The organism is Boseongicola sp., from assembly GCA_014075275.1.
Lineage (GTDB): Bacteria > Pseudomonadota > Alphaproteobacteria > Rhodobacterales > Rhodobacteraceae.
Window position 1 is genome coordinate 2,052,976 of sequence record CP046179.1, and the last position, 14,484, is coordinate 2,067,459.

General features: G+C 57.0%; 15 protein-coding genes and 1 riboswitch. Of the genes, 3 read left to right on the top strand and 12 right to left on the bottom strand.

The window, feature by feature from the left end; translation table 11 throughout:
• Positions 1 to 109: 109 nt before the first annotated feature.
• Together amt and GKR98_10300 are read right to left on the bottom strand one after the other, a co-directional pair.
• A complete protein-coding gene (amt, locus tag GKR98_10295) occupies positions 110 to 1,420 on the bottom strand; it encodes an ammonium transporter (protein QMU58547.1) in 1,311 nt (436 codons plus the stop codon).
• 21 nt (positions 1,421 to 1,441) lie between these two features.
• Positions 1,442 to 1,780 (bottom strand): P-II family nitrogen regulator, encoded by a 339-nt coding sequence (locus tag GKR98_10300; protein ID QMU58548.1) that lies wholly within the window; start codon positions 1,778 to 1,780, stop codon positions 1,442 to 1,444.
• A 278-nt stretch (positions 1,781 to 2,058) separates the two neighbouring features.
• Here GKR98_10300 and GKR98_10305 point away from each other — a divergent pair, with 278 nt between their 5' ends.
• Entirely contained in the window at positions 2,059 to 4,212 is a 2,154-nt protein-coding gene (locus GKR98_10305) for a glycosyl transferase (GenBank protein ID QMU58549.1), read from the top strand.
• A 29-nt stretch (positions 4,213 to 4,241) separates the two neighbouring features.
• On the opposite strand, the gene GKR98_10310 is transcribed toward GKR98_10305, so the two are convergent.
• The 6 genes from GKR98_10310 to rpsA form a co-directional block, all read right to left on the bottom strand.
• On the bottom strand, positions 4,242 to 5,660 hold the full coding sequence (locus GKR98_10310) for a sulfatase-like hydrolase/transferase (GenBank protein QMU58550.1): 1,419 nt from the start codon (positions 5,658 to 5,660) through the stop codon (positions 4,242 to 4,244).
• A 15-nt stretch (positions 5,661 to 5,675) separates the two neighbouring features.
• Positions 5,676 to 6,122 carry a GNAT family N-acetyltransferase gene (locus GKR98_10315; GenBank protein QMU58551.1) on the bottom strand — a complete coding sequence of 149 codons (447 nt, stop codon included), beginning with the start codon at positions 6,120 to 6,122 and terminating at the stop codon, positions 5,676 to 5,678.
• Positions 6,119 to 6,760 carry a phosphoribosylanthranilate isomerase gene (locus GKR98_10320; GenBank protein ID QMU58552.1) on the bottom strand — a complete coding sequence of 214 codons (642 nt, stop codon included), beginning with the start codon at positions 6,758 to 6,760 and terminating at the stop codon, positions 6,119 to 6,121. Before GKR98_10320 ends, GKR98_10315 begins: the two co-directional genes overlap by 4 nt.
• A gap of 21 nt (positions 6,761 to 6,781) precedes the next feature.
• The gene (locus tag GKR98_10325) at positions 6,782 to 7,126 is read right to left on the bottom strand and encodes a DUF1049 domain-containing protein (protein ID QMU58553.1); all 345 of its coding nucleotides are present in this window, start codon (positions 7,124 to 7,126) and stop codon (positions 6,782 to 6,784) included.
• A gap of 11 nt (positions 7,127 to 7,137) precedes the next feature.
• Positions 7,138 to 7,419, bottom strand: coding sequence for an integration host factor subunit beta (gene ihfB, locus GKR98_10330; protein ID QMU58554.1), 282 nt, complete (start codon positions 7,417 to 7,419; stop codon positions 7,138 to 7,140).
• Positions 7,420 to 7,716: 297 nt separating this feature from the next.
• The gene (gene rpsA / locus GKR98_10335; protein ID QMU58555.1) at positions 7,717 to 9,393 is read right to left on the bottom strand and encodes a 30S ribosomal protein S1; all 1,677 of its coding nucleotides are present in this window, start codon (positions 9,391 to 9,393) and stop codon (positions 7,717 to 7,719) included.
• Positions 9,394 to 9,630: 237 nt separating this feature from the next.
• On the opposite strand from rpsA, the gene GKR98_10340 reads away from it, so the two are divergent.
• On the top strand, positions 9,631 to 10,104 hold the full coding sequence (locus GKR98_10340; GenBank protein ID QMU58556.1) for a DUF1295 domain-containing protein: 474 nt from the start codon (positions 9,631 to 9,633) through the stop codon (positions 10,102 to 10,104).
• A 16-nt stretch (positions 10,105 to 10,120) separates the two neighbouring features.
• Here the strand turns inward: GKR98_10340 and GKR98_10345 are convergent, their stop codons facing one another.
• A complete protein-coding gene (locus GKR98_10345) occupies positions 10,121 to 11,023 on the bottom strand; it encodes a LysR family transcriptional regulator (protein QMU58557.1) in 903 nt (300 codons plus the stop codon).
• 108 nt (positions 11,024 to 11,131) lie between these two features.
• Here GKR98_10345 and GKR98_10350 point away from each other — a divergent pair, with 108 nt between their 5' ends.
• On the top strand, positions 11,132 to 11,392 hold the full coding sequence (locus GKR98_10350; protein ID QMU58558.1) for a hypothetical protein: 261 nt from the start codon (positions 11,132 to 11,134) through the stop codon (positions 11,390 to 11,392).
• Positions 11,393 to 11,526: 134 nt separating this feature from the next.
• Here GKR98_10350 and GKR98_10355 read toward each other — a convergent pair whose 3' ends face one another.
• From GKR98_10355 to GKR98_10365, 3 genes are all read right to left on the bottom strand, one after another.
• Positions 11,527 to 12,519: an aldo/keto reductase gene (locus tag GKR98_10355; GenBank protein ID QMU58559.1), complete on the bottom strand. Its 993-nt coding sequence runs from the start codon at positions 12,517 to 12,519 to the stop codon at positions 11,527 to 11,529.
• Positions 12,516 to 13,136, bottom strand: a complete 621-nt coding sequence (locus GKR98_10360) for a (d)CMP kinase (protein ID QMU58560.1) — start codon at positions 13,134 to 13,136, stop codon at positions 12,516 to 12,518. Before GKR98_10360 ends, GKR98_10355 begins: the two co-directional genes overlap by 4 nt.
• Before the next feature lie 105 nt (positions 13,137 to 13,241).
• Positions 13,242 to 14,423 carry a methionine adenosyltransferase gene (locus tag GKR98_10365; GenBank protein QMU58561.1) on the bottom strand — a complete coding sequence of 394 codons (1,182 nt, stop codon included), beginning with the start codon at positions 14,421 to 14,423 and terminating at the stop codon, positions 13,242 to 13,244.
• A gap of 5 nt (positions 14,424 to 14,428) precedes the next feature.
• Positions 14,429 to 14,477: riboswitch (SAM riboswitch) on the bottom strand.
• Between the last annotated feature and the right edge of the window lie 7 nt (positions 14,478 to 14,484).

Sequence of the window (14,484 nt, forward strand, 5' to 3'; positions counted from 1 at the left end):
TAAGGAACGTGAACATAATGCGAACATCTAAATAAGGTCAACGACCTTACATACAAATACCCGGGCGTTTCCGCCCGGGTCAGTGGTTTTGGACTGATAAGGAAGGAGATCAGCCTTTCGAGAAGTCGGGATAGGCTTCCATGCCAAGTTCGGTAGTATCCAATCCGTTGATCTCGGCCTCTTCGCTGACGCGAATGCCCATCACACCTTTCAGGACCATCCAAACAATGTAGGAGGCGACGAATGTGAAGATGCCGTATGCCAGGATGCCAGTGATTTGTGCGCCGATTGTCGCCGAACCAGAGAAAGCCACAGCGATAGTGCCCCAGATGCCTGCGAACAGGTGAACCGGAATAGCGCCAACCACATCGTCGATCTTAAACTTGTCGAGCAATGGCACCGTGAAGACCACAATGACACCGCCTACGCCGCCAATCAGAAGCGACCCGAATAGCGAAGGGGCCAAAGGCTCAGCAGTGATCGAAACCAAACCAGCCAATGCACCGTTCAGAACCATTGTCAGGTCAACCTTCTTGAACATGATCTGCGTCAGGATCAGCGCGGTGATGGCACCCGCGGCTGCCGCCATGTTGGTGTTGGCAAAGATGCGCGAAACGTCCGTGATGTCGCCGACTGTGCCAGCAGCCAGCTGCGAACCACCGTTAAATCCAAACCATCCCAACCACAGAATAAATGTGCCCAATGTCGCCAGCGCAAGATTCGAACCCGGCATTGGATTGACGCGACCGTCTTTATATTTGCCCAGACGCGGACCAAGCACGATGGCACCGGCCAAAGCTGCCCAGCCACCGACCGAGTGAACAATGGTCGAACCAGCAAAATCCGAGAAACCGCGCTCGGACAGCCAACCGCCGCCCCACTGCCAGGACCCGCTGATTGGATACATAACACCCGTCAGGACAACGACGAACACCAGGAACGGCCAGAGCTTGATACGCTCGGCCAAAGCACCTGACACAATCGAAGCTGTCGCGGCGACAAACATCAACTGAAAGAAAAAGTCGGAACCAGCCGAGGCATAATCCAGTGCCGCATCAGCCGCATCCAACCCAACAGGCTCCAACGATGTCACGCTAAACCAGGGGCCCATCCAGCCGCCGACCCACCAGCCATCGCCTGGATACATCAGGTTGAACCCAATCGCCCAATAGGTGATTGCGGCAATTGAAAACAAAGCGATGTTCTTGGTCAGCTGCATAGTGACGTTCTTGGAACGCACCAAACCGGCCTCCAGCATGGCAAATCCAGCCGCCATCCAGAACACCAGAAAACCACCCACAAGAAACAGCAAAGTCGTCAGGATATAAGGTTGAATGTCCGGCGCAGCATCTTGCGCCAGGGCGAAAGTCGGTGCGGCCACGGCCAGAACCGACAAAGGTAGGAGTGTCTTGAAGTTCATGTCTTTAGTCCCCTTAAGCGTTTAAATCGCGTTGTCGCCGGTTTCACCGGTGCGCACCCGAAGCGCGCTATCCACATCCAGTACGAAGATTTTGCCGTCGCCGATCTTGTCGGTTTTGGCGGTCGTCGCGATGGTTTGGACCACCTGTTCGGCCATGTTGTCGGCCACGACGATTTCCAGTTTGACTTTCGGCACGAAGTTCACGGCGTATTCTGCGCCGCGATAGATCTCGGTGTGACCCGACTGGGATCCGAAGCCCTTGATTTCCGTTACCATCATCCCGCGCACTCCGGCCGAGGTCAGCGCTTCGCGCACCTCTTCCAATTTGAACGGCTTGATCGCTGCAATGATCAGTTTCACGTCTCATCCCCTTTGAGGCTTTATCTGCTGCCGCTTTGACGGGCGGCGCGTTCACGCCGTTAGAAAGAGCGGACGATCAGCAAAGCTCAAGAAAACCGGGGGGTGAAAAAAGGGTAAAAGCACTGACTTATTTATTATTTTTGCACAATTTATGATCAATGATTAAATATTGGGCGCTAAATGACGCAGTGCAGCATTTGTCCGGCAGCGGAATGTCGCTCCACATCTGCCGCATTTACCAGTAAGGTCGCCCAGAGGCAGAATTGGACATCGAGTAAATGAGTACGTCTGGCAAAGGGCGACCGCCGCTCGTCGCAGAAAAACGCACGACGACTAAGAAAAAGGCGGCCAAGCCACGGAAATCAAAGGCAAAGGCGAAAAAGCCTGCGCGCGCTGCGCGTTCACGCAATCCTTTGGTGTGGCTTTTTAGGTTCCTCTTTCGCTTGATCTGGGGCATCGGATGGCGCGTCACGACCATCATGGCGATTCTGATCGGCGGCGCGGTCATGTTCTATGCTGCCACCCTACCCCCGGTTACGGCTCAGCTTGATGGTCGCGCCCGTGGGTCCGTCACCTTGTTAGATCGCAACGGCGCAGTCTTCGCCTGGCGCGGCGAGCAATTTGGCGGTCAGATCACCGCCGACACCGTCTCGCCCTTTCTCAAGGACGCAGTCATCGCGACCGAGGACAAACGCTTTTACGGTCACTTCGGCCTGTCGCCGCGTGGCATCGCCAGCGCCGTGCGCATTAACCTGCGCGAGGGTCGCGGACCGCTTCAGGGCCATGGCGGCTCAACCATCACCCAACAAACCGCCAAGCTGCTCTGCCTTGGTGTTGAATACGATATTGGCTCGGGAATGAGCGAAGCTGAATACGAAGCCGACTGCCGCCGCACCACCCTCACTCGCAAGATCAAAGAAGCGCTCTATTCCATGGCCATGGAAGTGCGGTATTCCAAAGACGACATCCTGACCATCTATCTGAACCGTGCCTACCTGGGCGCAGGTTCCCGTGGGTTCGAGGCTGCGGCACAACGCTATTTTGGCCGGTCCGCCAATGAAGTTCTGCCATCCGAAGCTGCCATGCTGGCTGGCCTTCTGGTTGCTCCTACACGCTATGCTCCAACGGCCAACCTGCAACGATCCCGCGACCGCGCGAACCTGATCATCGGCCTGATGGAAGCCCAGGGCTATTTGACCAGAGATGAAGCTGCCAACGCCCGCGCCAACCCCGCGCAGTTGTCCGAGGCTGCCGAAGCCCGCGCCGGGGGCTATTTCGCCGATTGGGTCATGGATCAGGGCCCCGGCTTTTTGACCGATGAGACGACCGAAGACGTTGTGATCCGCACGACGTTTGATCAACGCATCCAAACCGCCGCCGAAGACGCCCTGAAATGGGTGTTCGAGAATAAGGTACGCGAAGGCTCCAAAGCCCAGGCCGCCATTGTCGTGATGAGTGCGGATGGCGCGGTCCGTGGCATGGTCGGCGGGCGCAAACTGCGCGGCGTCGCCGGTCAGTTCAACCGCGCCATTCAGGCCAAGCGCCAGACGGGTTCGGCTTTCAAACCCTTTGTCTACGGCGCGGCGCTGGATCTCGGCTATTCACCTGTGGATACGGTCCTTGATGAACCCATCTGTCTGGATGTGCCCGGCTCTGGCCAATGGTGCCCCTCCAACTACGACCGCAAGCATCGCGGTATTGTCACGCTGACCCAGGCCCTTGCCCAGTCGCTGAACATCCCGACCGTCAAAGTTTTCGAACGTGTGGGCCGCGAAGCAGTTGCCAACATCGCCGCCGACTTCGGCATTGAAAGCGATCTGGCCGTTGGCCCGGCTCTGGCACTTGGCACTTCAGAATCCACGCTCATGGAAATGACCGGTGCCTATGCGGGCATCCTGAACGGGGGGTCCTCTGTAACGCCCTATGGCCTGGTCGAGCTAAAGCTGAAAGGCGACAAGGACGCTCTGTTGGAACAGGAAGGCGGCATTGGCGAACGGGTCATCACCGACGCCGCAGCCCGCCAACTAGTCTATATGATGAGCGAAGTCGTCCAGGTCGGAACCGGCACCCGCGCGCGTCTGCAAGGTCGCCCTGCCGCCGGAAAAACCGGCACCACACAGGCGGCGCGCGATGCATGGTTTATTGGCTTCACAGCGGATTACGTCGCCGGGATCTGGATGGGCTACGATGACAACACACCGCTGACAGGTGTCACTGGCGGCGGGCTTCCTGCCGAGATTTGGCGCGAGACCATGACCCGTGTGCATGAAGGCATGCCTGTGCGTCCATTGCCGATTTTGATCCCCGATGGCCCCCGAGATGTCGCCGTCGATGGCCGCCCACGCGGCCAGCAAACGCAGCGCCGTTCCGGTGGCAATACAGTTGAACGTGTCATTCTGGACGTCTTGGGTGAGATTTTCGGCAACCGTTGATCAACAGGTTACCGCTTTAATTCAATAGCTTAACTTGGCGCTGGTGTGTGATTGAACACAAACGCTTCACGGCATGCCTGTTCACCACCCAGTTCTGCGATGCGCTTGGCCTGATCCGCAAAGCATTGCGCGTTCACCGCATCGGGATCACAGATCTCTAATAACCGCCGCTGCCCCTCGGCCAACGCCGCCATGTCTGAACGCGCGGTCGATCCCGCTAAATCGCGCAATTCTTGCGGATCATCGGCAAAATTGAACAGTTGCGGCGCTTCACCAACGTAATGCACATATTTCCAGTCACCCCAGCGCACCATAAAGGTGCCCGTCTTGGATCCGCCGTCATGATACTCGCTGAAAACCGTGCGGTTAGGATCATCCCCGGCCCAGGCGATATCAAACAACGATGCCCCCGGACCGACCTTTTCAACACCAGCAAGGTCATAGACCGTGGCCGCGATATCCAAAAGGCTGGTGCCCGTGATCACCCGCCGCCCCTTGGGCACACCCGGTCCTGCCAGGATCATCGGCACCCCGGCCGAGCCTTCATACATCACCTGTTTGGTCCACAGACGATGATCGCCCATCATATCGCCATGATCCGACACATACAGTATCGCGGTTTCATCAGCCTGCCCGCTGGCCTCCAAGGCCGCGAGGACCCGGCCAACACAGTCATCCATGAAAGTGATCAACCCGTAATACGCCGCCTTCGCTTCGCGCATACGTTGCTCGTCAAAGTAGCGGTCATAATCGAAGAATCCGGCCACATGGGCCACCTCGGCATGATCTGGCCCGCCCTTTGCATCATAGCCAATCGGCATATCCATGTCCGCCGGATCATAAAGGTCCAAATATTCTTTGGGAGTGGTCAACGGATAGTGCGGGCTGACCAGCGAAACGAACGCGGTCCAAGGCTGATCATCCACCTGGTTCAACCAGTTTTCAGCAGCCTCAGTAATCGCCAGATCGTAGTCGGTGTAAGTGCTCGGTCCCGCGCCCACATCCCCCGCCAGCTCGGCGGCAGCATCATAGGTTGGCGGGTTTTCCCGCAGTAATCCAATGGCCCAACCGACACCGCCCACAACATGCATCGGCAAAATTTCTTTCCTAAATCCGTTGTCGTCGTCCGAAGATCGAAAATGCAATTTACCTATAGATACAACATCTTGCCCGGCGTCCCTGACCCGTCGCATCCAACTTGGCCGCTGACCATCATAAGGCGTCGCGCTATCCCAATGGCGGATACGATGCACATAGTCGCCACAGGCAACTGCGGCGCGGGTCGGCACACACATGGGCGATGGTGTATAGGCGTTTTCAAAGACAGTGCCCCGTGTCGCCAGCCGATCAAGGTTGGGTGTCTGAACTATCGGATGACCCATGCACCCCATCGCGTCGCGGCGGTGTTCGTCGGACATGATGATCAACAGGTTCTTCGCCTTGAACAAACCGGCCTCCTCGGGTCAGAGCATTTTCTTGAACCCAGTATGCGACGCTTCATACCCATGTCGTGCATAAAATGCGTGGGCTTCGGTGCGGGTGGAGTTCGATGTGAATTGCAACAGGTTTGCACCCCCTGCCCGCGCCCGTTGTTCAGCGTCCTGCATCAAAAGTCCGCCAATTCCTTGCCCGCGCAAATTAGCGGCAACGCGCACACCCTCGATCTGAGCGCGCCGCGCTGCCCGCAAAGATAGCCCGTCGATAAGTGTTAGTTGATAGATCGCCACAACGTCTCCCGCCAATTCGCCCACGATCAGCATGTTGCCGGTCGTTTCGACCATAGCATCAAACGCAGTCAGATATGGCTCAAGATCACTGATCTCGCGACCGGCCCCCAATGCGTCATCGCGCAGCATGGCAACTGCGGCTGGCACATCCTCGCGCCGTCCCTGGCGAAACTGCACGGTCATCCCGCAGCCTCTATGAACGCTTCAATTCTGCTGGCGTCCTTAACACCCGGCCCGGACTCTACTCCCGACGACACATCCACCTGCGTGGCTCCTGTTAGCTCAATGGCCTCGGCCACATTGTCCGGCGTCAAACCACCCGCCAACATCCATGGAACGCTCCAACGCCGCCCGGCGATCAACCGCCAGTCAAACGTCAGCCCGTTGCCACCCGGCAATTCTGCATCCCGAGGTGGCTTGGCATCCACAAGCAACATGTCAGCAACCCGCGCAAAGTCGTCAATCACCGCCAGATCACCGGCATCAGCCACGCCCAGCGCCTTCATGACCGGCAATCCATACCGCGCACGCACTTCGGCAACCCGTTGAGGCGTCTCTTTTCCATGCAATTGCAGGATATCGATTGGAACCGCATCCACCAATGCGTCCAGAAAAGTGTCGTCCTCGTTCACCGTCAAAGACACCTTGGCCACGCCCACCGGCACATCCAGCGCCAACTCGCGCGCCAATTCAAATGACACGTATCGCGGCGATTTGGCAAAGAAGTTGAAACCGACATAGGCCGCCCCAGCGTCAACGGCGACAGCAACGCTTTCAGGCGTTTTCAGCCCGCAAATCTTTACCCGATTAGATTGAATCATCCCGAAGCCCGGCCCCAGCCGTCACCGCGATTCCAGAAGCGCCAGAACATCATCGCCCCCAGCCTCGGGCGACCGCTTTGGTCCCAGCTCTTTTTCCAGCTTTTCGCGCGCGCGCCGTTCGGTCACAGCCTCAGCGCGATGACGATGTTCTCGGATCCACTCCCAGACAAATCCAAGCACCACGCCGAACAGCACCGCCAACAGCAGCACAACGAACACGGGCAAAGTGATTTCCCAAGAATACCCGAAAAGGCCCGACAATTCCTCGGGCAGCAATCGCAGGGTCAAAGGCCCACGATTGGCGACAGCGACCGTCACCATGACGATCGCTAAAAATGCCAGAACGGCATACCGAATGTAACGCATGGACGCCTGTCCTACTTACCGTTCAGCCGGTCCCGCAGTAGCTTGCCCGTCTTAAAGAACGGCACATGCTTTTCTTCCACCTGAACGCTTTCACCGGTGCGCGGGTTCCGTCCAACACGGGCATCGCGCTGCTTAACTGAAAAGGCCCCGAAGCCCCGAAGTTCGACCCGATCACCACGTGACATCGCTTCGATAACCTCTTCGAAGATTGTGTGAACAATCCGCTCGACATCTCGTTGATACAGGTGGGGATTTTCGTCTGCGATTTTCTGGACCAGTTCAGATCTGATCATGTGTCCCCCCGGGGTTAGTTTCTATGTGAAGCGGCTCTTTCGGCCACCCTCTGTTCAAGGACTATATGCGGAAAGCGGCTTGGGCAAAACTGATTTGGCGACCGAAAATGGCGGAATCTTTCGCCTATTGTGCTGAAATCGGTGGATAAACGCCGGGTCTTACCCCGAATTGAGGTTCCACATTTTGAACCGACCCAATTGCTGCACTGCGGCTTGGTGCGCGATTCGCAGTGTTGAAAACGAAAAAACCCCGCAGCTTTCGCCACGGGGTTTCAAATTCTCGAAAGGACGAATGACTTATTCGTCGCCCTTCAGGGCCGCGCCCAGAATGTCGCCAAGCGATGCGCCCGAGTCCGAGCTGCCATATTGTTCGACGGCTTCTTTCTCTTCTGCAATCTCGCGCGCTTTGATCGACAGACCCAAACGGCGGGTCTTTGGATCAACGTTGGTCACGCGAACGTCGACTTTGTTGCCAACGCTGAAACGATCCGGGCGCTGGTCGCCGCGGTCACGGGCCAGATCCGAACGGCGGATGAAGGATTTCATGCCTTCGTATTCCACCTCAACGCCACCGTCTTCAATCGCGGTCACAACAACCGTGATGATCGAGCCGCGCTTAACGCCGTCAACAACTTCGGTAAAGCTGTCGTCCATGGCTTTCACAGAAAGCGAGATACGTTCTTTCTCGACGTCCACTTCGGTGACAACGGCATGCACCGTGTCGCCTTTGCGATAATCTTGGATGGCTTCCTCGCCGCGCTGATCCCAGCTGAGATCGGACAAGTGAACCATACCGTCGATGTCGTTTTCCAGACCGATGAACAAACCAAACTCGGTGATGTTCTTCACTTCGCCTGCGACTTGCGTTTTCACAGGGTTGGCTTCTGCGAAGACCTCCCATGGGTTGCGCTGTGTTTGTTTCAGGCCAAGCGACACGCGACGTTTCGCGCTGTCGATCTCCAGAACCATGACGTCGACTTCCTGAGAGGTCGAAACGATCTTGCCCGGATGAACGTTCTTCTTTGTCCAGGACATTTCCGAAACGTGAACCAGACCTTCAACACCGGCTTCCAGCTCAACGAATGCGCCGTAGTCAGTGATGTTGGTCACGCGACCCTGATGGACCGAGCCCAGAGGATAGGCGTTTTCAACAGCATCCCATGGATCTTCCTGAAGCTGCTTCATGCCAAGGCTGATGCGGTGGGTCTCTTTGTTGATCTTGATGATCTGAACTTTGACCGTTTCCCCAATGCCAACGATTTCCGAAGGATGGTTCACACGGCGCCATGCCATATCAGTGACGTGCAACAGACCGTCTACGCCACCCAGGTCAACGAACGCACCGTATTCGGTGATGTTCTTAACGACACCGTCAACGGCATCGCCTTCCTGGATTTTCGAGATAACTTCAGCACGCTGTTCGGCGCGGCTCTCTTCCAGAATGGCGCGGCGCGAAACAACGATGTTGCCACGGCGACGGTCCATTTTCAAAATCTGGAACGGCTGTTTCAGACCCATCAGAGGGCCAGCGTCGCGAACCGGGCGAACGTCCACTTGCGACCCCGGAAGGAACGCAACCGCGCCACCCAGATCGACAGTGAAACCACCTTTGACACGACCAAAGATCGCGCCTTCGACGCGGTTCTCGTCTGCGTATGCCTTCTCCAGCTTGTCCCAGGCAGCCTCGCGGCGGGCCTTGTCACGGCTGATAGAAGCTTCGCCACGAGCATTTTCAACACGATCAAGGAACACCTCAACCTCGTCGCCCACAGCAATCTCGGGCGCTTCGCCCGGATTTGCGAATTCTTTAAGTTCGACACGGCCTTCCATTTTGTAGCCGACGTCGATGATGGCTTGTCCAGCTTCAATAGCGATGACTTTGCCTTTGACAACAGACCCTTCGTCGGGCGTGTCCATTTCGAAGCTTTCTGAAAGGAGGGCTTCGAATTCCTCCATCGTTGCTTTAGCGCACATGCGTTTATCGTTTCCTATCTTCGATTTAACTGGCCGCGCGGTTGTCTCCGCCGGTCTTTCAGGGTTGGTCTCTGACGATCCTTCGTGAACGCAAATAAGAAGGGCCGGTGGTAACCGACCCTGCCCATATCTCGCGTCCACAGCTGTAATCGCCGCTTTGACGGGGGTGCTATAGGCCAGAATTGCCAAGCTGGCAAGCGTGTTGTGGCCAATGAAACTTGGGGGTAAGCCCACGTCATGAACAATACTCGTGCCGCACATTCGCATCCCTGGAAAATCAGCGACGTCGTCATTTTTCCGCTTCTTCTAATCGGGCTTGCCATCGAATGGCTTGCGCCAACCGCTCTCGGCATCCCACGGTCATTGGGTATCACCAGCGGATTGTTGATTGCGGTTGGTGGTTTCGGACTGATCCATTGGTCAAAAAAGGTGCTGGACGCATCAGATCAGCCATCCCTGCCCGCCGAACCAACAACGATGCTCGTCACTTCGGGACCGTTTCGATATTCCCGCAATCCGAACTACCTTGGCGCGGCCATCGCCGTTTTCGGAGGGGCCATAGCAATCGACAGTCTATGGTTAGTTGCGACGGCGACCCTGACTGTTTTGATACTTGACCGCTGGATGATAGGACCAGAAGAACGATATCTTTCGGATGTCTTTGGCGAAGGTTACGCCGAATATCGCCAAAAGACCCGTCGCTGGTTTTAAAAGAACTCGGCTTTTATCAAACATCCTCGATCGCGGCCTGCATTCGCGCGGCCACATGATCTACCAACAAGTGCACCAGACTATCACGGCCAACATTTGCCGGCCAAACCGCATAGACCTCAATCGGGATCAACTCCACATCAGGCAGCAAGCGCACAAGCCGTCCTGCGTTTACATCTCTAATGACAGCGCTCCGTATGGTCGCAACGATTCCCACACCGGCTAAGTTCATCGAAAGCGCGGCCCCGAAACTATCCAATGTCACGCGGGTATTCATGCTGGGAAGGTCATCGGGTGCGTCAGACAAAAATGCCGATATAAGCGCCGTTTTAGGATATTCGATCCAATCCCATCCTTCCAGATCATACAGCGTTTGGGGCATCCCCATTTCAGCAACTTTAGCAGCACTGGCAGTCAACCAAACTTCATCGCTAAAAACCCGTCGCGACTTATAACTGGAGTCTTTCAACTGCGTGAACCCGCCCCGCAGCGCAACGTCATAACCAGAGCCCTCGAGGTCCACAAAACTGTCACCATAGTCGATTGTCAGATGGATCCCCGGATAAAGTTTGACGAACTCTTCCATGATGCCAATTGACGGCGCATGGCTGCCACCCGATGGCGAAGCCACTTTCAAACGCCCCGTCGGATTGCTCTGACGACGCGACATCGCGCTCAACCCATCCTCAGCCGCCCGCGTCATCCGCCGCGTGCTCTCCAACAGTTCCGCCCCGGCGTCCGTCAGCGATATCCGCCGTGTCGACCGATAAATCAGAGCAAACCCCAACTGATCTTCCAACTGGCTGACATGGTGACTGACCACCGAGGGCGACAACCCAAGCGCTTTCGCCGCCCCGCGAAACGATCCGGCATCCATCACCGCCTGAAAAACCGCCATTCTGTGCAGATGATCTAACATTGTTCGATTTCATAGAACAATAATGTCGAATTGTCCCGGATATTCGCCCCACCCTTCACCTGCCAAGGTGTAATCACCGACAATTTGCAACAACAGGACACCAAGACAATGACCCAGATGATCTCCATCGCACGCATCGACCGCACCAAAATGAGCGACAATTGGGAGGAGACCAATCGCGCATTATTTGGAGCCGACGCCAGCGTCGAAGCCATTCTCCCCCACGCCGAGGACCCCAACCAGGTCGCGGTGGTTTTGGATGTTAAAGACCTTGAAGGCATGCGCGCCGCAACCCGCACCCCCGAAGGCGACGCCGCCATGCGCGACGGCGGCTTTGTCGAACAACTCTGCTACTTCATCCAGGATTAAGCCAATGCGCCCACAACACGACGACAAATTCATCGCGCTGATGCTCGGCTATCGCACCATTCCTGCCATTCTCTTTTGGCCATCGCGCTGGCCCTGAACACATCCCGGCCCGTCGTATTTGGCGGGCCGCCGGATCAACAATACTTCTCAGGTCCGTCCCACTGACGCACCGTATAGCGATCTCCATGCGCCCAACCCAGTGGCAACGCCGCCTCAATGGCAATCAGATCGCCCTCCGACAAAGTCAACGCTGTCCCGCGCACCAATTCTGCCAGGTGGTTCAATGATTTCGTCCCCGGAATTGGCACAACATGGTCGCCCTGCGCCATCAACCACGCAATTGCCAAAGCCGCAGCGGGTTCGCCCATGTCTCTTGCCAGATCCAGAAACGGTTGAACCGCCGCTAGGTTCGCCTCGAAATTCGGCGACACAAAGCGCGGGTTCGTCGCCAGGAACGCGATGTCTGCGACTTGACGGGCCGTGAACGGAGCATCCGTCAGCAATGACCGTCCCACCGGCGAAAACGCCACCAATACTGTGCCTAGATCTGCGCAAGCCTGCACCAACCCAAGCTCGGGAAAGCGCACCGACAGCGAATACTCAGACTGCACAGCCGCCACCGGATGCACCGCATGGGCGCGCCGCAAAGACGTCGGTGCAATCTCGGAAAACCCTATCGCGCCGATTTTGCCCTTCTCCACCAAGCGCCCCAGCGATCCGGCCACCTCCTCAATCGGAAGCTCTGCCTCCCGACGATGCACATAGAACAGATCAACGAAATCGACGCCGAGCCGCTTCAGGCTGCCATCCAACTCAGCTTCCAGATACGCCGCCGAGTTATCAAACCGCTTGTCCCCAGAGGTCGTAATACCCGCCTTGGTCGCGATCACCAGATTGTCACGCACGCCCGGCCTTGCGGCCAACCAACTGCCGACAATCTCTTCTGAACGTCCGCCGCCATAAACATTCGCCGTATCAATATGGGACACGCCAGCGGCCTGCATCGCATCCAGAACCTCATGACTGTCAGCCTCGCTCGCGCTGCCGTAAATCCCGGCAAATGACATTGCGCCCAGCCCAAACTGAGACATGCGCGGGCCGCCCTTGCCCAGAATTATCGTTTTCATCGCACCCGTCCCAATCCTGCTTCCACATGCGCAACCGCTACCGCGACTGCCGCATCAACATCCATTTCCGTAGTATCTATCTCAATCGCATCCGCAGCAGGCTTAAGCGGAGCATCCGCCCGCCCCATATCCCGCGCATCGCGTTTTTTGACTTCATCCAGAACGCCCTCGAAACTCGCATCCTGCCCCGAGGCTTGCAACTCAGCAAACCTGCGCCCGGCGCGTGCCTCGGCACTGGCGGTTACATACAACTTCACCTCGGCGCCCGGGCAAATCACTGTCCCAATATCGCGTCCATCCAAAACGACACCGCCGTCACGACGCGCAAATACGCGCTGAAATTCGACCAGCGCGGCCCGCACCTCAGGGATCGCCGCAACCCGGCTGGCCAATTCCGCCACCGCCTGCGTTCGCAACCCGTCGCGCCCCAGATCCTCAGCCGCAATCGCCCGCGCAGCCTCTTCCGGTGCAAACCCCGTTTCCAGAACCTTGCGACCTGTGGCCCTATACAACAACCCGGTATCCAGATGAGAAAACCCAAACCGGGCGGCTACAGCCTTGCTGATTGTGCCCTTCCCGGCAGCTGCCGGCCCATCAATCGCAACAGTAAATTTCAAAACCACTCACCCCTTCTTTCTGGTCACAAATACTCCAGGGGGGTGAGCAAAGCGAGGGGGGACAGCGTCCCCCCTATTGATCGACGCGCGATGCGCGGCGAAACCTCAAACAGCGCGCTTCAAAGCGTCTACGAGATCAGTTTTCTCCCAGGAAAACCCACCATCGGCTTCGGCCGCACGCCCAAAGTGCCCATAGGCCGCCGTGCGCGCATAGATCGGCTTATTCATCTGCAGATGCTCGCGAATACCACGCGGGCTCAAATCCATGGTGGCTTGCACGGCCTTTTCAATCTCATCCGGCGAAACCTGCCCGGTGCCATAGGTGTCCGCATAGACCGACAAAGGCTTCGAGACCCCAATGGCATAAGACAGCTGGATCAGACATTTCTCCGCCATGCCCGCTGCCACAATATTCTTCGCCAGATACCGCGCCGCATAAGCAGCCGAGCGGTCAACCTTGGTCGGATCCTTACCGGAGAATGCACCACCCCCATGCGGCGCCGCGCCCCCGTAAGTATCGACAATAATCTTCCGCCCCGTCAGCCCGGCATCGCCATCTGGCCCGCCAATCACAAAGGTTCCCGTCGGGTTCACCCACCATTCAGTCGCCTCGCTGACCCAACCGTCGGGCAGAACTTCACGAATATAGGGCTCAACAATCCCGCGAATATCATCGCTCGACTGATCCTCACTGGCATGTTGGGTCGACAAGACAATCGAGGTCACTTCAACCGGTTTCCCATCCTCGTAGCGCAGAGAAATCTGGCTTTTCGCATCCGGGCGCAACAAAGGCTCAGCCCCGGATTTCCGCACTTCCGCCAACCGCTTCAGGATCGCATGCGCATAATGGATCGGAGCAGGCATCAATTCAGGCGTCTCGCCAACAGCATACCCGAACATGATCCCCTGATCGCCCGCGCCCTCGTCCTTATTGCCGGACGCATCCACCCCTTGCGCAATATGCGCGGACTGGCGGTGCAACAAATTCGTCACCTCACAGGTCGCGTGATGAAACTCGTCCTGCTCATAGCCAATGTCGCGAATACACGCGCGCGCGATGCCATCCACACGTCCCATGAAATCATCAAGCTTCTCAGGGCTCGAAAGCCCCACTTCGCCTCCGATGACAACCCGGTTGGTTGTTGCAAAGGTTTCGGCGGCCACCCGCGCTTCCGGCTCTTCTGTTAGGAATGCATCCAAAACCGCATCCGAAATCCGGTCACACACCTTATCGGGATGCCCCTCGGAAACGCTTTCCGACGTGAAAGTATAATTCTGCCTGTTCATGAGACTGCTCCATTCATGTAATCCCGCCACGTCAGGAAGCCGTTGTGGCAGTCAGAGTGCG